Here is a 17,355-nt window from a genome sequence, read left to right as displayed (position 1 = left end):
GAGGCAAGGCAAAATCACTACGAGGGGCTCAGACGGAGTCCTGAATCCGGCTATTCAGAATTTTTCACACGATCCCAAACGCGCACACTTCGTTTTTGTTGGCGCAGAGGCGTGTGAGGTGAAACTCCGCGCAGAGCGGCGGAGCTTCGTGCTTGAGAATGTCGAGCAGCGGGTATTCGTCGTGGCCTTTGAACTTGATGGTCACGACGAAATTGCGCATGCGCTTCTCGCGCAGCCATTCCAGCAGGAGGTCGATGCTTCGCTGCGGCGCGGCGATGACATCGCACACGAGCCAGTCCACGGTGTGCGGGGGCTTGTACTTGAAGGCATCGGCGGCTTCAAAGTGCAGACGTGGATTGCGCATCAGGTCCTCGCGCAGTTCGGAGCGGTCGATGGCGATGACGCTGGCTCCGCGCTGGATGGGCACATAGCTCCAGCTTCCCGGAGAGGCGCCGAGGTCCACGCAGGTCTGGCCGCGCTCGATCCAGCGGCCCAGGCGCTGCTCTGACTCAACGAGTTTCGTGAAGGCGCGGGAGGGGGCGCTTTTGTCATCGGCCAGCGGCACTTCGCCGCGCGGGAAGCTGGAGATCAAAGTGCGCAGCGCATAGGCCTGCGGTGCGGGCGCGGCCGAGAGCCACCCGGTCTCCGGCGAGGTGAGAATGCACTGCACCAGGGATGTTTGCGCATCAAAGACAGCCTCGGAGTCGATCAAGGAGCGCAGCAGTTTTCTGCGACGTTTTTTCAGGCGCTCCACCAGGCTGTTTCGAATCAGTTCGCAGCGATGCAGCCCGGCCTTGCCTTCGCCATACTGGGGCCAGAGGTGCAGGCGCCAGCTTTGATCATCGGGAAACAGGCCTGCGCAGGCTTCGATGATCCGATCTGCCCAGGCATTGATGGAGGCGGCGTGAATCTCCGTGGCAGCGGGCAGCGTCTGCCGTGCAAAGGCGAGCAGCAGCCCTTCGAGCGGCACATCTGCAGCGATGCCCAGGCCCTGGACCTCCCGCTGCACGGCGTCCGGTGCAGCACGGCGCAGTTCATCGGCGAGGAACGGCGCGGTGTCAGGATCAGCAAGGAAAAGGTGCACGCTTCGCTCAGACGGTCACGGTTTGGCTGGCGCTGGTTTTGGGGGAGCCCCCTCCTTGAAAGGAGACACCACACCCAGCGTGGACGGCAGGAAGTCGTCCGTGCGGAAGCAGGAGGCCGGCAGACCTTCGGCGTTGATGAGGTTGGCGCCTTCGGGCCAGGCGGCCCATGCATAGCGCACGCCGATGGGCTGCGGCACAGATTCGCTCCAGACGACGACTTCGCTGCCTTCGATCTTGGCCTTGGCCCACACCCATTTCTGGTCCGCGCCGGTGATCTGAAAGCTGGCGGGCTCGCCACCGTCACGCGTCTTCAGTCCGGAGCCGGTGTGGGTGAACTGGATGCGGATTTTGTCTCCCTGCACCACGGAGGAAAGGTAGAGCGGCCCGCAGTACTCGGAGCCGGTTTTGCCATAGTCTTTGGCCAGCGCCCAGAGTGCCAGGCGGCGCCCCACCTCCTGCTTGTTCTTCGGGTGGATGTCGTTTTGCTCGCCGATGTCATTGATGATGGCGATGCCGCATTTGTCGAGCGTCTGCGCCGTCAGTGTCTGCGCCTCCTGCAGTTCAGCCCAGGGGTCTGGGACACCGGCCTCCTTCGTCACGGGTCTGCCGTTTCCAAAGCTGGCCAGTTGCACGATGTAGAATGAAAAAACATCCACCCACTGTTTGCGCCAGTCATTGATCATGGTGGGCAGCAGCTCCTGGTATTGGAAGGCGCGGCGTTGATTGGACTCGCCCTGGTACCAGATCGCGCCCTTCACGGCATAAGGCACCAGGGGGGCCACCATGCCATTGAACAGCACGCTGGGGTGGTGCTGGGATTTGGTGGGGTCATCCGGTGGGCGCGGGGCCTGGGGCTTGGGTTTCTTTTTGTCCGCGGGCAACTTTGCATTTTCCGCATCGATTTGCTTCACCTGCTCCTGCCAGTCGGCTTTGCGTTTCTCAAAGGCCGCCGTTTCCCTGGGGCCGTCCCATCTGGCCACGGCGTCCTTCCAGTCGGCAAGCATTTCCACAGCGCAGGGGCGTTCTTCGAGGGCTTCGCGGCTCGTCCAGGCCTCGATGCGCGTGCCACCCCAGGAGGTATTGATCAGGCCCACCGGCACCTTCAGCACCTGATGCAGGTGGCGGCCAAAGAAATAACCCACGGCAGAAAACTCTCCCACATTGGCGCCGGTGGCCTCTTTCCATTCCCCCTTGCAGTCGGTCTGAGGCGCCAGGCTCGGCCGGCGCTCCACATTGAACATGCGGATCTGCGGATGGTTCGCCGCGGCGATCTCCTCCTGGGCCTTGCCGGCCTGCTGCACGGTCCACTGCATGTTGGACTGGCCGGAGCAGATCCACACTTCACCGATGAGGACGTTTTTCAGCGTGATCGTGTTCTTCCCCGCCACCACCAGTTCGGCGGGCTGCGCGCTGGCATTCATCGGGTTCAGCAGGATCGACCACTTTCCTTCGGGGCCCGTGACCGAGCTGTGGGATTGATCGCCGAACGTCACCTTCACGTCTTCTCCGGGCTCAGCGGTGCCCCAGATGCGGACGAGCTGGGCCTGCTGCAGGACCATGCCATCCGAAAAAATGGCCGGCAGTTTGACCTCGGCATGCAGCCACGGGGCCAGCAGCAGGAGGCTGAAAAAAAGAGCTTTCATGGGGGAATATCGTATGAGCGGAAGGTTGGGCAAGTAAGCCAAATGTCAGAGCAGGGTGCTGTCATCCGTGCGCTCCAGGCGGCCGATCTTCTTTTTGATCGTCTCCAGCAGCACCGTCATTTCATGCACGCTGCGGAAGCATTCCTTCTGCGTCTCCTCGTCGGCCAGGCCCGGCACGGCGGGGTGAATCTTCATGAATTGCAGTGCGATGTTTTTGCAGGCTTCGCGGATCTGGGCAATGGCGGCGGGTCGGTCCATGCCGCCCAGCGTAGAGCGCCCGGCCGCAGGCGCAAGACGCGGATCATTTGCCGTCCGGCTTCCGCACGCGCAGGGAGTCCTTGAGGCTGACAAAGTCCGAGAGGAGGAAGATCACGGTGAAAAAGGCCAGCAGCACCTCCATCATCGTGACCAGCTTGGCGGGTACGGTCTTCGGAGTCACGTCGCCAAAGCCGAAGAAGGAGAAATTGAGCACGCTGTAAAAGAAGAACTCAAAGAGCTGCTCACCCTGGCTCCATGCGGCGTCGATCTCGCTGAAACTGGCCGGCTCCGCCGTCTCCAGGCACCAGTAGTCCAGAGCAAAGGCCAGCGTGATCTGGGCCATGTTCACCCCCATGAGGCCCAGCACGCGGTGGTAGGGCATGTCGTCCTGCGTGGCCATGAGGATGTGCTGGAGGTTCTCCACGAAAAAGAACACGGTCTTTGCAAAGGCCGCCGCCAGCACCACGAGGCAGAACGCACGGGCGCTCAGCCAGTGCGCGCCCCACAGGGCCTGCAATGCCGCCGCCACCAGTATGATAACCACCACCTCACCGCCCTGGCGGATGATCTGGCCTGCGATGCCCGGTTCCTTTTTCATGGCGCTGATTTGAGACTTTCTCGATCCTCCCGTCGAGCGTAATTTCGACCGGTATTCCTCATTCCCATCCGGCATTTGTCGTTTACCCTGACCGCCCATGAACCTCGTCTCCACCGCCATCCGCTACTCCACCTACCTGTTCGCCGTCGCTGGGGTGATCGCCATGGGGCTGGTGCTGCAGAGCATCCGCAGCCAGGAGACGGCCATGCCGCCGCCGCCGGTCGCGCCGCCGCTGAAGAATGCGCCGGATGACATTGCCGCCACCGGCATTTTGGAGGCCAAGGATGAAAACGTCGCCATTGGCGTGCCGGTGCCGGGCCTGGTGGAAGAGGTGAAAGTCGTGGTCAATCAGGTCGTCAAAGAGGGTGACGCGCTGCTCATACTGGATGACCGCGAGCTGCGCGCTTCGCTGCTCAAGCAGCAGGCCGCCATCGCCATCGCCCAGGCAAACCTCGCCGTCACCCGTGCCCAGCTTGGCAAGATGCAGGACATGCTCGACCGCATGACGGCCATCACCGACCAGCGCGCCATCAGCCAGGACGACCTGCGCAACCGCACCAACGACGTGCTCGTGGCGAAGGCGCAGGTGCAGGCGGCAGACGCCCAGCTCATCTCTGCCAAGGCCGACGTGCAGCAGACGGAACTGCTCATCGACCGCCTCACGGTCAAGGCTCCCAAGCCGGGCACCATCCTGCAGGTAAACATCCGTTCCGGCGAGTATGCCTCACCTGCCAACAAGCAGCCCGCGCTGGTGCTGGGGGACATTTCCACGCTGCATGTGCGGGCGGATGTGGACGAACAAAACGCGATGGAAGTGGCCTCCGGTCTCGACGCCACGTTCTCGCTGAAGAGCGACTCCACGAAAAAGTTCAAAGCGCAGTTCGTCCGCATCGAGCCCTATGTCATTCCCAAGGTGTCCCTCACCGGCGCCAGCACGGAGCGTGTGGACACGCGCGTGCTGCAGGTGATCTACAAGCTGGAGAAGCCTAAGGACCAGCCGCTGTATGTGGGGCAGCAGGTGGATGTGTTTATTGCGCGGAAGAAGTAGCCCCTGTTGCTGTGCAACAGGAGCAGGAGGCGGCCTGGAGTTGAACTTATGCAATCCAAGCGTAAGCTGACACATGATTTTGCAAGTCCCGGATACTGTTGCTACACAAGCGGATTGCACTGAGCAGGAATTGTTCTTTGGCATGGTCGTCGGCCTCTTCTATCAGGGGCGTCTTTCCCTGGGGCAGGCGGGCGAGGCTGTGGGACTATCCAAGCCGGAGATGATGTTCGAGCTGAACAAGCGTGGCTTGCCAATGTCCTACGACGCCGATGACGCCACCAAGGATCTGGCCGCAATAGACGGGCTTTGGGGCGGAAATAACATGGCGACGCAGCCATGATTGTGGTCAGCGACACCACTGCGCTGACAACACTGATCAAGTCCGGGCTGGACTGGATGCTGCCACGATTGTTTGATGAAATACGAATTCCTGAGGCGGTGGCGGACGAGCTCCTTCAATTTCATCCGGTCCTGCCGGATTGCTGCATTGTTCGTGAATGTACACTGGCCCATTGCTCGATCATTTACGCAGGACTGTTGATCTGGGAGAAGCTGAGGCCATCGCGCTGGCTCATGAACTGCAAGTCTCCGCTATTTTGCTGGATGACAAAAAGGGACGACGGCAGGCGGAAGCGCTTGGACTCACCTGTCTGGCTGTTCCTGCGGTTGTGATCGCGGCCAGACGCCATGGATTGATTCCATCCGCGGCCGACGCGTTTGAAATCATCGCCGAGCGCGGACACTATCGGGTTGCAGACGGTACGGCGCTGATTCTTCTGCGCTCTGTAGGTGAAGCATAGACCATCCGACAGTGTGATAGCCGTTGAGTCTCCCCAAATCCCACGCAAGAATGGGTCTCCTCCGAGATTCGCATGCATTACCTTTCCACCCGCGGCCAGACGAGGCCGCATACATTTTCCGAAGCTGTCGAAGCCGGCCTGGCGCCGGATGGCGGGCTGTTTCTGCCTGAAAAGCTCCCAAACATCGCCGACAAGCTCCCGGCTTGGTCAAAGCTGAGCTATCCTCAGCTCGCGGCGGAGTTCTTCACGCTCTTTGCGCCGGAGATTCCGAATGCGGAGTGGCATCAGCTCACGGCCGAGGCCTACCGCCGCTTCGATTCACCGGACGTGGCCCCGCTGAAAAAGATCACCGAGAAGACCTACATTCTGGAGCTCTTTCACGGGCCCACCCTCGCTTTCAAAGACTTCGCGCTGCAGCTTCTGGGGCTGCTGTACAAGCGCCAGGTGGAGCACACCGGGAAGCACCTCTCGGTGCTCGGCGCCACTTCGGGAGACACGGGATCGGCGGCCATTCATGGCTGCCTGGGCCGCGATGGCATCACCATTTTCATCTTGTATCCAAACGGCCGCGTGGCTCCGCTGCAGGAGCGCCAGATGGCCTGCACCGGGGCTGACAACGTCTTTGCCATCCCCGTGCCCGGCACCTTCGACGACGCCCAGCGCGTGGTGAAGGACACCTTTGGAGACACCGCGTTTGCCAGTTCGGTGAACCTCTCCGCCGTGAACTCCATCAACATCGCCCGCGTGCTGGCGCAGTGTGTGTACTACATCTGGGCCTGCCTGAAGCTGCCGGAGAGCGCGCGTGCCACCGCGGAGTATGTGGTGCCCACAGGGAACTTTGGCAATGTGCTGGCCGGATGGCTGGCCCAGCAGATGGGCATGCCAGCGGGCGGCTTCCGGGTGGCGACCAACCAAAATGACATCCTGCACCGCTTTTTCTCCAGCGGCGAGTACAGCCAGAGCGATGTGCACCCCAGCCATGCACCGAGCATGGACATTCAGGCGGCGTCGAACTTCGAGCGCTTCCTCTACTACATCCTCGATCAAAACCCGGCGCGCGTGCGCGAGGTGATGGCGCAGATCAAGTCGGGCGCCCCCTTCAAAATCGAGCTGCCCAAGACCTCCATGCGCTCCACCCGCATGGACGACGAGACCATTGAAAAGGTGATCGCGCAGATGTGGAAGGACTGGCAGTATGTGCTGGACCCGCACACGGCCTGCGCCTTCACCGACATGGCGCAGGACCGCGTCAGCGTGGTGCTTTCCACCGCCAGCCCGGCGAAGTTTCCTGAAGTGGTGCAGCGGGCCACTGGAACGGAGCCGACGCATCCCACGCTCGAAGCGCTGAAGTCCAGGCCGCTGCAAACCTGGCCCATGGCCGCGGATGTGGCCACGGTGCAGGATTTCATCCGGCAACGAACAAGTCACGGAACCAAGGCTTGACGCCCACCATTGCAGCTTGGTTTAATCTTTAAACGACTCACCATGAACCTGCTGTCCTTCTTTACCGACATTCCCGGCTCGCTGGATCTTGCCCCTTACCTGACGAAGGGCAGCGATGCGGGCAATGGTGTGACTCTCATGATCGGGAACATGTACACCTATGCTTTGCTCGGTGGCGGGCCGTTGCTGATCATCGCCGCCATTGTGCTGGTGAATGTCATGTATGGCCGGGTGAAATTCTTCGCGCTGGAGTATGGGAACGGCGGTTTCTTTGGCCGCCTTAAGGTGATCCTGCCGTTCATCACCCTTGGCGGCCTGCTGCTGCTGGTGGGAGCGGGCGCCACCTGGCTGGGCTGGGAGAGCGCCGGATATTCGGTGACGCTCACTCCCAAGGGAGCGCATGAGGTGATGCGTACCAGATCTGTCCACTACGACTGGACCGATGCGACGAGCGCCGCGGAACGCATCAAATCCACGGATTTCTGGGTGGCCTTTGCCAAGGACGGCCACAAATGCCGCGTGACCTTTCAGCAGCGCTACATCGGCGAAAAGCTGCAGGACAAGGCCATCGCCATCGCCGAGGCCGCGCTGACCTATTCCAAGGTGCCGCGCATCAAGGCGGATGGAACCGCTATTTCAACGCCTTGACCAGCACCTTTGAGTTTCGTCCGCTCTTGTCGTACTTTTCACGGCGGCTCAGCGGCAGCGCGTCAGGATCGGTCACGGTGTAGCCCATTTTTTCCTCGAAGAAGCGGAAGGCCTGGGTGCTGAGGGCCACGATGACCTCACAGCCCCGCTGGCGGGCCTGATCCTCCGCAAAGGCCACCAGCTTGCGCCCATGGTTCTTGTTTTTATGCGAGCGCCGCACAAAGAGGCAGGCCAGCTCGGCGATCTTCCGGCCATCCTCCTCGTAGGCATGCACGGCCACGGAGCCGATGGGATTGCCATCGAGCTCCAGCACGAAGAAGTCTTTGATCTTGGACTGGATCTGGTCGCGGGTGCGCGGCACCAGCGCGGCATCGTCCACGCTCTGCTGCATCATGGAGAGCAGGGCGGGCACGTCAGAGGCGCGGGCCTTGCGGATCTGCTGGTAGTCATCCGCATGGATCATGGTGCCGACCCCTTCATTGGAGAAGAGTTCGGCCAGCAGGGCTTCATCCTGCGTGCCATCGACAATGTGCACACGCGGCACGCCCTCCTGGCAGGCCAGCGCGGCGTAGCGCAGCTTGGAGAGCATGCTTACGTCATGCTTCGAGTCCTTCCGTTTGTGCATCTCCCTGGCCTCCCCCACCGAGAGCTGCTCCAGGCGGGTGCCGTCAGCGCTGGTGATGCCGGATTCAGCCACAAAGATGACCTTCGCCGCCTGAAGGGCGATGGCGACCTCCACGGCCACGGCGTCGGAATTCAACCGGAGTGTGGTGCCCCTGCCGTCATAACCCAGCGGCGGCAGAATGGGGATGATGTCGGCCTTGAGAAGCGCGCGCAGGGATTCCTCATCCACGCGCTCAATGCGGCCGGTGAATTCGAGATCAATGCCGTCGATCACGCCGGCGGGGTGCACGGCGAGGGCGTTGGAAATGGCCACCGGCATCTCCAGGGCGGTGAGGTCGGCCATCAGGTCACTGCACTGCCGCATGATGGCGTCCGCGGCGATCTCGATGCCCGCAGCGTCGGTCCGCCCCATGCCGTCGTCATTGATGAGGCTGACGCCGCGTTTCTCCGCGAGAGTACGCACCTGCGCACGCGCGCCAAAGACGAGCACCACCTCGATGTTCAGCGACTGCAGCACCGCCACGTCCTGCAGCAGGCTGGCAAAGCCAGGCTGAGTCATCAGCGCACCGTCAAAGGCGATCACGAAGATGCGCTGCCGGAACTGCGGCACGTAGCGCAGAATGCCGCGCAGGTCTTCAAAGCGTTGCTGGGGTTTGGCGGGGTCGGTGTTCACTGTTGGGGCCGGCAAAATAGCACACTTCCACCGATCTCATCCAAAGTTTGTCAGTTCCTCTCGAAAGCAGCGTGGTCACCGTTCCGGCCGTGCTTCCGCCCCGGTGCGGGGATCAAGGGCATCCCGCAGAGCATCACTGACCTCATGCATGGCGAGGGAAAAGAGAAAAACGGCGGCGAAGGCGGCACTCATCTGCCACCAGACCTGCTGGGGGATTTCCAGCCGGGCTTCCTCCAGCATGGTGCCCCAGGAAGGCTGATCCGCCGGCCCGAGCCCAAGGAAACTCAAGGAGACTTCCGCGCCGATGAAGCCGGCCACCCGCAGGCCGAACTCCACCAAGATCAGATGAGTGAGATGCGGCAGCGCATGCCGGCGTGCGATGTCGAAGCCGCTGGCACCAAGCACCCTGGCCGCGGTGACGAAATTCAGCGCTCCCAGCTTGATCATTTCCGCGCGCACCACCTGGCAGGTGCCGACCCAGCCGGTGAGCCCCAGCGCCAGCAGCATGGAAGGCGCGCCGTACAGAGACACGCCGAAAAGCGTCTGCTCCCTGAGCAGCAGGGCCAGCGCGAGCAGCAGCATCAGCCGCGGGACGGTGCTCAGCGTGGTACAAAGCCATATCACCAACGCATCCACCCAGCCGCGCCGCCATCCGGCGAGCATACCGAGCAGCACGCCGGCTCCCACAGCCAGCGCGGCGCCGCCACAGGAAATGATGACTGACAGGCGCGCGCCCAGCCATGTTTTCATGGCCACCGAACGGCCCAGGCGATCGGTGCCAAACCAGTGCTCCCATGAAGGCGGAGCAAATGAGGGTCCCACACGCTGCGTCCAGTCATCATGCGGCCAGCCGAGGCCTCCAAGCATCGCGGCCATGAAATAAGCCAGCACCACCAGCAGCATGACTCCCGGCCAGCCGCATGGGTGGAACACCTGCCGCATCCGGCTCATGCCGGGCACGGTGGTGACTGCTTCTCTGGGAGACTCCACACTCATGAGATCTGGATTCGCGGATCCATCCACGCGGAGAGAACATCCGCCAAGGCCTGGCCGAAAAGGTGCAGCACGGCGGCGAGGAAGGTCATGACATTGATGACTGGGAAATCGCGCGCTGCGATGGCATCCGCCATCATGCCGCCGAGGCCGGGGATGCCGAAGATGCGCTCCAGAAACAAGGCTCCCGTCAGCAGAAAGGGCAGCCGCGGCAGCCAGCGCGCCAGCAGCGGGCCCAGCGCCGGACGCAGCGCATGCACGGCGCATAGACGCCAGCCGCCGGCCCCCTTTGCAAGAGCTGTACGCATGAAGTCCTCACGCATTTCCTTGAGCAGCACGGCACGGCAGAAACGCACATCCGCTCCAAGCCCGATCACGATCCCGAGCAGCACCGGCAGGACAAGCCCGCGCCCCCCGGCCCACCCGTGCACGGGGGCCCATCCCCATTCAAAGGCCACAAAATATTGGGCCGCGAGAATCAGCGCCACTCCTGGGATGCTCATGTTCAGAGTGCATGCGCCCAGCAGCCAGCGGTTCCAGGACGAGCGCCACAGAAAGACGGCCAGTATTCCCAGCGCCAGGGAGGCCGCAGCAGAGCCCAGCATGACGGGCACGGTGATGGCCAGCGACGGGCCCAGCCCCTCCCGCAGCATGTCAGACACAGGTCTGAGTGCGGACCATGAGCGTCCGAAATCGAAGGTGAAAAGCCGCCGGCAATGCGCGAAGAACTGCGAATCAAAAGCCGCCGCAAGGTTTCCTGAGAACAGCCGGTCCCATGCCACAAAGAGAGGCTTGTCCAGCCCATGAGCCCAGCGGAGATCCGCCAGCATTTCGGCGGATGCGTGCTCGCCGCCCAGCCGTGCGGCGAAATCGTCCGGGAGCACGCGGGACAAGGCAAAGGTCAGCAGCAGCACCCCCAGCAACACGGGCGCGCCCGCCAGCAGACGCCGGATAACGAAGCGCTTCATGGCGGTGGTTGCTGCTGCCACTGTGTCCGGCGTTGTCCATTGATGTGGTGATATTTGATGAGGCCGGCAGGGCCCGAAAAGGCATGAGGCTTGAAACTGGTGAGCCAGTCATGGCGCACAGAAACCCAGTTGTAGGAAAGAAAACCGATGCAGGGCAGATCCTGCAGCAGGAGATCCTCCATTTGCTGACAGAGCTTGATGCGTTCCGGTGAGTCTGGCATGGCGCTCAGTTTGTCGTACCACTCGTCGAAGCGCGGGTTTTGGTAGCGAAAGCGGTTCTCTGCCGTGTCACTGCCATGGCTGGCAAAACGGCGGAAAAGATCCGTCGGGTCAGGATGCACCATGCCGTAGCCGTCACCAAAGAACATGGACGCCGGGCGTTCGTCCATGGTGGCCGCCAGAGAGCGTTCTTCGACGTGATCCACGTGCAGGACCAGCCCCGCATCAGCCAGCCAGCGGGTGATCAACTGCCCGATCTGACGCACCAGGGGAGAGGTGCCGCCCATGCGCAGGGTCAGAGGGGGGATGGGCCCTCCATGCACCTTTTCGGCCTCGATACGCTGGGCCTGCGCGCGCGCCAGATCAAACGTCATCCACGGGTCACGAAGTTCTGGCCGGTGTTCTTTCATGCCCGGTGGCAGCAGCGAGCCCGGCAGGCCGCAGCGTCCGCCGAGGAAGAGTTCATTGAACTCCTGCCGGTTCATGGCCAGGCTGATGGCCCGGCGCAGCGGCAGGTTCTTCGCGATCACGGGATCGGCCATGTTGAAGCCGACCCAGCGCAGGAACATGGAGGGAAAGACATCCACACAGAGCCCTTTTTGGCTCCACGCGGGCCTGAGCTGCCAGTGAGTGTCGAGAACGTCTGAAAAATGATCTGTCGGCACGCCCAGGTGATCAATCCGGCCCTGCAAAAAAAGCAGCCATGCAGGTTCGGAGGATTGAATCACATGAAAATGCACTTCATCCACCTGAGGCAGGCGCGCACCCGCATTTGCGAGCAACCCGGAGGCAACATCCTCCGGCGTGCCTTCGGAGGGATAGTGTTCCAGGCGGAAAGACGGTGATTTTTTGAGCACCACCCCTGTTCCCGGCAGCCATGAGTGCAGACGAAAAGGGCCGGTGCCCACAGGATGCCGCAGGAAATCCGCGCCGTAGGTGCGCAGTGCCTCGGCAGGCACCACGGAGGCGGCCGGATGTGCCAGAATGTGGACGAACTGCGGCCAGGGGCGCGTGAGGCGTATCTCCAGCGTGTGATTGTCCACGGCCTGCAGGCCCGGCACCGCCGGTTCTGGCTGGCCCTCACGCAGCGCACGGCGGTACGCATCCAGCCCCGCAATCCGGTGTTCGAAATGCGCCCAAAAAGCGGTGGCATTGCGGGGGTCGGCAATTCGCTTCCAGGAGAAGATGACATCCTCCGCCGCGAGGGCGCGTCCATGGCCTCCTGGAAAGCAGGCATCGTCCTGGAACCTGGCATCTTCACGCAGGCGGATGCGGCACGTCAGCCCGTCGGCGCTCCATTGAGGCATCTCTGCGGCGAGGCAGGGCACGAGTGCATACGGCCGCTTCAAGTAGTGATATTGAAACAGCGGCTCATAGATGTTTGAAGCCACGGCGGCCATGCCCGAAGCCAGGCCGCCGATGTGGATGGGATCGACACCGGCCACCTTTTCCCGCAGCACGACATGCTCGGACCCGGGAGAGACTTCTTCCTCGCGTCCGCAGCCGCCCAGCACGACGGCAATCGCCGCGTACTGGACGAGCCTCGACAGCGCCTGACGCATGCTAGTCACAGCGCATGCGTCTGCACCGCAGTGTGCGGCTCTTTGTACAGCTTGATCCAGCCGCCGGCGACATGGACCTGCCTGCCGATGAGGCCTGCGGCAAAGATGCCGCGCGGGTCCATCTCAAAGTCCAGCGTGGTCCAGCGGTCGATAGTCGGATCATACAGGCTGACGGATTTCAGGAAGCTTTTGTCCGCGGTCACACCGCCAAGGGCGAGCAGTTGCCCGTCCACTTCCACCAGGCTGTGTGCCACCCGCGGCTCCGGCATGGCTGCCACCTCGGTCACCTCGTTGGAAGCCGGATCAAAACGCCAGACCGTGGCATGGATGTCTCCCTTGTCACCGTTCGGAGACCAGCCGCCGGTGAGATAAATCATGCCGTCCGCTTGCGCGGCAGGCGCGTGCCGTACTCCCAGAGGCAGGTCGGCCACCTTCGTCCAGACATCCGCCGCTGGATCGTAAGAGACGATGGATGTGGTGTTCACATCACCGTGGCGGCCGCCCAGGGCGTAAAGGCGTCCGTTCACCGCGCAAAGCCCCGGTTTGACACGCGCTTCAGGCAGCGGTGCACAGCTTGCCCAGGTGTCTGTCTGGGTGTCATACACTTCGACGCGGTCTGACGGCAGGTTCTCCAGCGGCTGCTCTTCGGTGCTGTCAGCAGGCGCCACGAGGCCCGCGACTGCATAGATTTTTCCGCCGAGCACTGCGGCGACAACGTTGTTGCGCGGCTGCGGCATGGGGCGGTGCTTCTGCCACAGGTTGGTCGCAGGATCGTAGGACTCCACGTGGGCCACGGGGCGTTTGGCGGAAAGCCCGCCGCCGAGGACATACAGTCTTTCGTCAATCACTGCGCCGGCGCAACCTCCGCGGAGAGTGGGGAGCGGGGCGGCTTCGGACCATGCTGGGTAGTTTGCGACTTTCATGAGCGTGTGGGTGGGTGGTTGAATGAAATCAGAATTCAAAGCCGAGCGTGGCGTAAACGGTGAACGGCTGGCCTGGAAACGCACGCGAGTTGCCAAAGGAGGACTCGTAGTATTTCCGGTCAAAAAGATTCATGAAGTTCACCCTCGCATACACGGCGCTCAACGGTCCGCTGGTAAAGTCCTTGCGGTAAAACAGCGCCGCATCGAAACGAGTGTATCCCGGCAGTTTGAAGGTGTCGTTGTTGTCGCCTGATTTGTTGCTCGCGGCAAAAATGCCGAAGCCGACTCCAAAGCCTCGCAGCCAGCCGTCCTGGTGCGTGTACTTGAACCAGAGGCTGCCGCTGTTGCGGGGTACGTTCATGAACCGCGCCCCCACAGGCAGTGTGTCCGACCTGATCACGCGCGTTTCAGTGTAGGTGTAGTTGCCGATGACCTGCAAAGTGCTGGTGAGCTGGCCGGACACATCAAATTCGACACCCCTGCTTCGCAGCACACCGCCGTTGATGGAGAAGCCGGGATTCGCTGGATCAGCAATCGCGACATTGTCGCGGGTGAGGTGATACACGGCCATGGTTGCCATCACCCGCTCGGCTGGCGAGCGCCATTTGAGGCCGGCTTCATACTGCATGCCGGTCTCCGGATCCAGCAGACCGCCGCTGACGTTGCGGCTGGAGGTGGAGCTCGGAATGAAGGATGAGCTGACACTGCTGTAGATGCCCAGCGCATGCACAGGCTGATAGAGCAGCCCGGCCCTCCCCGTGTAGGCACGGTCAATGCGCTGGAGCGTCTGCGGGGTGCCGGTGCGGCTGTAGTCGATGCTGTGCACATAGTCCATCCTGCCGCCCACCAGCAGCTTCAGCCGATCTTTGCTGAACATGGAAATTTCATCCTGAAGGTAAACACCCGACCAGATGCGCCGCGCATCCTGCCAGTTGAGGTCCGAAGTCGCCGGCAGCGTCCCTCCATAGACCGGGCTGACGATGTTCACGGCGGTGTAGTTGGCGCGGTTGAGCCGGATGGTCTGCTTGCGGTCCCGGTAGTCATAGCCAGCCATCAGCTTGTGACGCGTGGGGCCGAGATCGAACTTCACGATGCCCATGTTCATCCACTGCCAGGAGTTCTCCGAGAAGTCGGAGTTGTCGTACAGACGCGCCACCGTGCCGGCCAGCGAGGTGTTGGCGGAGCGGCGCACCGCATTCATGTCGATGTCCCAGTGGTGGTACATGAACGAGCTGCGGAACGTGAGGTTGTCAGAAGGCCGCCATTCCGCCGTCAGTCCGGCAAAGGCGTCGCGCTGAGTCTGGCCCGGGAGGTTCGGTTCGCCGAGAAATCTGCTGATCGGGCCGACGGGCTGGCCCGCGGCGCTGAAAGCCACCCCTTCGTCCAGCATCTTCTCCTTCTTCATGAAGGAGGTGTCGAGCGTGAGCGAGAACTTGCTCGAAGGTCTCCAGGTGATGGTGGGCGCCAGCCAGTAACGCTTCTCGAAGACATATTCACGGAACGAGTTTTGATCGAGGTAGCCGCCGTTGACGCGGTAGAGCAGCGTCTTGTCCGAATTCAAAGCCCCGGTGCTGTCCACATGCCCCCGATAGCTCTCATAGCTGCCGAATGACTGCTCAACCAGGGTGTGGCTCTCCGCCGAAGGGCGCCGCGTCACCATGTTGACAAGGCCGCCGGGCTGCACCACGCCAAACTCCATCGACGCCGGCCCCTTGAGAATCTCAAGCCGCTCCAACTGGGGCAGGTTGACGGAGGACATGCCTTCCACCAGAAAGCCGTTGTAATACATCTGCGTGGTCTGAAAACCGCGGAGGACGCCGCCGTCGTTGGCGCTGTTAAACGAGGCGCCCTTGTTCTGATGGAAACCGCTGACGTTGCGCAGCGCGTCCTGCGCCTGAATATCTCCCTGGTCCTGCATCACTTGGGAGGGCACCATTTGGACGGAAAAGGGCAGGTCGAATGCCTTGGTGCCAGACCGCGCCACGCCCGGGGCCTCTTTCACCACGTAACTGCGGGTTGCTGCAGCCTCGACGACGACCGGTGGCAACTGGGTGCTCTCCTTTTTCTTCGTTCTTTCGGAGACAGGCTTCGTGGCTTTCTCTTTTTCCGGAGTGGCTGCGAAAAGCTGCGCACAGGAAAGAAGCAGCAGGCAGGTCAGAGATCGGAGTCGAAAGCGCATAAGCGCGGCCGTTATAGGCATCCGGCTTATTTTGACAACCTGCTCCCGAGGCTCCGAGTGATCGGAAATACACTCTGGATATTTATTGATCTCGGTCTGGCCGTTTCGGACAGAAATGATTCATCATCAACGCTCCTCCTCTGGGCGGATCGAGCCAAAGGCCCTGAAAAGCAGTACATCATACAGGCTCTTCAACCCGCCGGCGATCAACAAAGGACCCGAAAGCCATGCCGATGGTGAAAGCAGGCTGCCGGCGAGCATGGGTGAAAGCGCGGCACTCAATGAGCGCACCGTGGCAATGATGCCATTGGCTGCGGAACGTTCATCCGGCCTCACAAGACTCATCACATAGGATTGTCTGACCGGAACGTCCATCTGCGACAGGCAGTGACGCAGCAGGAGGCAACCAACGGCCAGACCCGCCGAGGGCATCACCGGAACCAGCATCAGCAGCACATTGGAGGGCAGATGCGTGAAGACCATGGTGTTGACCATGCCGATCTTTTGGGACAGCGGCGCTGCCACGAGCCCCGAAACGCCTGAGAGCAGGCTCGTGGCGAAGAACACCTGCCCCAGCTCCCATTCCGTAAGCGACCAGCGGCTGGCAAACCAGTAGGCCAGCAGGCTCTGCGGAATAAAGCCTCCGGCAAAAGAATCCAGGGCAAACAAGCCGCCAAGACGCGCCACTTTGGAGCGCGAATCCTTCAGTCCCGTCCAGTGCGGCTTTGCCCTCGGGGCGTTCTTTTCCGGCGCTGTTTCCACCTCTTGCGTCAGCAGCATCGCCTGCATCATCACGGCCCCTCCGCTTGCTGCATAGGCCCACAACACGAGGCTGGCGCCTTCCTTGCTGCCGGCAGCTTCCAGCCATGCTCCCGCACTCAATGCCCCAACGGCAGTCGCCGCAAATCCCGTGACATTGTACCAGGCGACCAGTTTGGTGCGTCGCTGGGCTGTGGACCTTTGCGCCAGACAGGCCTGTTCGATGGCGAGAAACGGTCCCACTTCATTTCCTCCAGGGCTGATCACGCCAATGGTGATGCCCGCAAAGACCACCCACCAGGACTCGCCCACCACCAGCATCACGCCGGCCAGCGCCATAAGGAAGCCGCTCAGCACCAGGGTGCGGCGCCTGCCCCAGGCGTCTGCGCGTGTGGACAGCGCCAGGGTCAGCGTCGCATCGGTGAGCAGAGCGAGAGTGAAAAGCAGCCCCACATCCGCGGCGCTCAGTCCGCGCCGCGCCAGATGCAGGGCGAGGATGACCGAGGTCATTCCAAAGGCATGCAGCCGCGTGGCGCGCGAGAGAAAAAGAATGATGAGATCACGATTCACCTGTCATTCATGCATTCTGCATCCGCAGTTTGGCAACCGGCAGATTGTCAATCGCGGCGGAAAATTCGCGTCAGGTCAGCACAACACCGGCGATTTCGTCCCAAAGTTTGTCGATCTCCTTCGGCCCGTGCGAGGGCCTGCCGGCTTTGGAAAACCAGTAGTCCGCGTTCCACTGGTCGCCTTCGATCACATGGAGCAGCGCATGAATCCACGAACCCATCTTGGTATGGATGTCCTGGGCGATGTTGTGCGCGGCATCCCAATGGCCCTGCTTTGCATGCCAGAGGGCGAGTGCTTCCGGCGAGACGGCCTCCGCGGCGGCCTGCGTGGCGGTTTTGAGTTCGGCGGCGGTCATGGCAGGA

17 protein-coding genes are annotated in these 17,355 nt (G+C 62.0%); 5 read left to right on the top strand and 12 right to left on the bottom strand.

Annotated features, from left to right (window positions below):
- Positions 1-64 precede the first annotated feature (64 nt).
- From ACILSQ_RS22675 to ACILSQ_RS22660, 4 genes are read right to left on the bottom strand one after another with little or no spacing between them, the layout of a single operon-like run.
- A complete protein-coding gene (locus tag ACILSQ_RS22675; protein ID WP_395745953.1) occupies positions 65-1,084 on the bottom strand; it encodes an SAM-dependent methyltransferase in 1,020 nt (339 codons plus the stop codon).
- Positions 1,085-1,099: 15 nt separating this feature from the next.
- Positions 1,100-2,728, bottom strand: a complete 1,629-nt coding sequence (locus ACILSQ_RS22670; RefSeq protein ID WP_395745952.1) for a sialate O-acetylesterase — start codon at positions 2,726-2,728, stop codon at positions 1,100-1,102.
- A gap of 45 nt (positions 2,729-2,773) precedes the next feature.
- On the bottom strand, positions 2,774-2,986 hold the full coding sequence (locus ACILSQ_RS22665) for a hypothetical protein (protein ID WP_395745951.1): 213 nt from the start codon (positions 2,984-2,986) through the stop codon (positions 2,774-2,776).
- Between the two features lie 43 nt (positions 2,987-3,029).
- Positions 3,030-3,584, bottom strand: a complete 555-nt coding sequence (locus ACILSQ_RS22660; RefSeq protein ID WP_395745950.1) for an ion channel — start codon at positions 3,582-3,584, stop codon at positions 3,030-3,032.
- Between the two features lie 97 nt (positions 3,585-3,681).
- On the opposite strand from ACILSQ_RS22660, the gene ACILSQ_RS22655 reads away from it, so the two are divergent.
- The 5 genes from ACILSQ_RS22655 to ACILSQ_RS22635 all read left to right on the top strand — a co-directional run bounded on the left by ACILSQ_RS22655 (position 3,682) and on the right by ACILSQ_RS22635 (position 7,523).
- Positions 3,682-4,632 (top strand): efflux RND transporter periplasmic adaptor subunit, encoded by a 951-nt coding sequence (locus tag ACILSQ_RS22655; protein ID WP_395745949.1) that lies wholly within the window; start codon positions 3,682-3,684, stop codon positions 4,630-4,632.
- Positions 4,633-4,705: 73 nt separating this feature from the next.
- Positions 4,706-4,972 (top strand): UPF0175 family protein, encoded by a 267-nt coding sequence (locus tag ACILSQ_RS22650; RefSeq protein ID WP_395745948.1) that lies wholly within the window; start codon positions 4,706-4,708, stop codon positions 4,970-4,972.
- A gap of 157 nt (positions 4,973-5,129) precedes the next feature.
- Positions 5,130-5,432, top strand: a complete 303-nt coding sequence (locus ACILSQ_RS22645) for a hypothetical protein (RefSeq protein WP_395745947.1) — start codon at positions 5,130-5,132, stop codon at positions 5,430-5,432.
- Positions 5,433-5,504: 72 nt separating this feature from the next.
- Positions 5,505-6,875: a threonine synthase gene (thrC, locus tag ACILSQ_RS22640; protein ID WP_395745946.1), complete on the top strand. Its 1,371-nt coding sequence runs from the start codon at positions 5,505-5,507 to the stop codon at positions 6,873-6,875.
- Between the two features lie 42 nt (positions 6,876-6,917).
- Entirely contained in the window at positions 6,918-7,523 is a 606-nt protein-coding gene (locus ACILSQ_RS22635) for a hypothetical protein (RefSeq protein WP_395745945.1), read from the top strand.
- Here the strand turns inward: ACILSQ_RS22635 and argA are convergent.
- From argA to ACILSQ_RS22595, 8 genes are all read right to left on the bottom strand, one after another.
- Entirely contained in the window at positions 7,507-8,820 is a 1,314-nt protein-coding gene (gene argA / locus ACILSQ_RS22630) for an amino-acid N-acetyltransferase (protein WP_395745944.1), read from the bottom strand. The two genes, ACILSQ_RS22635 and argA, sit on opposite strands and share 17 nt — an antisense overlap.
- Positions 8,821-8,895: 75 nt before the next feature.
- Positions 8,896-9,816, bottom strand: coding sequence for an ABC transporter permease (locus ACILSQ_RS22625; protein ID WP_395745943.1), 921 nt, complete (start codon positions 9,814-9,816; stop codon positions 8,896-8,898).
- Positions 9,813-10,781, bottom strand: a complete 969-nt coding sequence (locus ACILSQ_RS22620; RefSeq protein ID WP_395745942.1) for an ABC transporter permease — start codon at positions 10,779-10,781, stop codon at positions 9,813-9,815. The genes ACILSQ_RS22625 and ACILSQ_RS22620 overlap by 4 nt, the downstream gene beginning before the upstream one ends.
- Positions 10,778-12,562 (bottom strand): ABC transporter substrate-binding protein, encoded by a 1,785-nt coding sequence (locus ACILSQ_RS22615; RefSeq protein WP_395745941.1) that lies wholly within the window; start codon positions 12,560-12,562, stop codon positions 10,778-10,780. Before ACILSQ_RS22615 ends, ACILSQ_RS22620 begins: the two co-directional genes overlap by 4 nt.
- A 5-nt stretch (positions 12,563-12,567) precedes the next feature.
- Positions 12,568-13,485: a Kelch repeat-containing protein gene (locus ACILSQ_RS22610; protein ID WP_395745940.1), complete on the bottom strand. Its 918-nt coding sequence runs from the start codon at positions 13,483-13,485 to the stop codon at positions 12,568-12,570.
- 28 nt (positions 13,486-13,513) lie between these two features.
- Complete coding sequence (locus tag ACILSQ_RS22605) at positions 13,514-15,664, bottom strand: TonB-dependent siderophore receptor (RefSeq protein WP_395745939.1); 2,151 nt, start codon at positions 15,662-15,664, stop codon at positions 13,514-13,516.
- 126 nt (positions 15,665-15,790) lie between these two features.
- Positions 15,791-16,993, bottom strand: a complete 1,203-nt coding sequence (locus ACILSQ_RS22600; protein ID WP_395745938.1) for an MFS transporter — start codon at positions 16,991-16,993, stop codon at positions 15,791-15,793.
- Between the two features lie 70 nt (positions 16,994-17,063).
- The gene (locus ACILSQ_RS22595; protein ID WP_395745937.1) at positions 17,064-17,348 is read right to left on the bottom strand and encodes a hypothetical protein; all 285 of its coding nucleotides are present in this window, start codon (positions 17,346-17,348) and stop codon (positions 17,064-17,066) included.
- Positions 17,349-17,355: the final 7 nt, after the last annotated feature.

It is taken from the genome of Prosthecobacter sp., assembly GCF_044227185.1.
Lineage (GTDB): Bacteria > Verrucomicrobiota > Verrucomicrobiia > Verrucomicrobiales > Verrucomicrobiaceae > Prosthecobacter.
The sequence above is the reverse complement of the archived record's forward strand: the minus strand, read 5'-3'. Positions and strand labels throughout refer to the sequence as shown.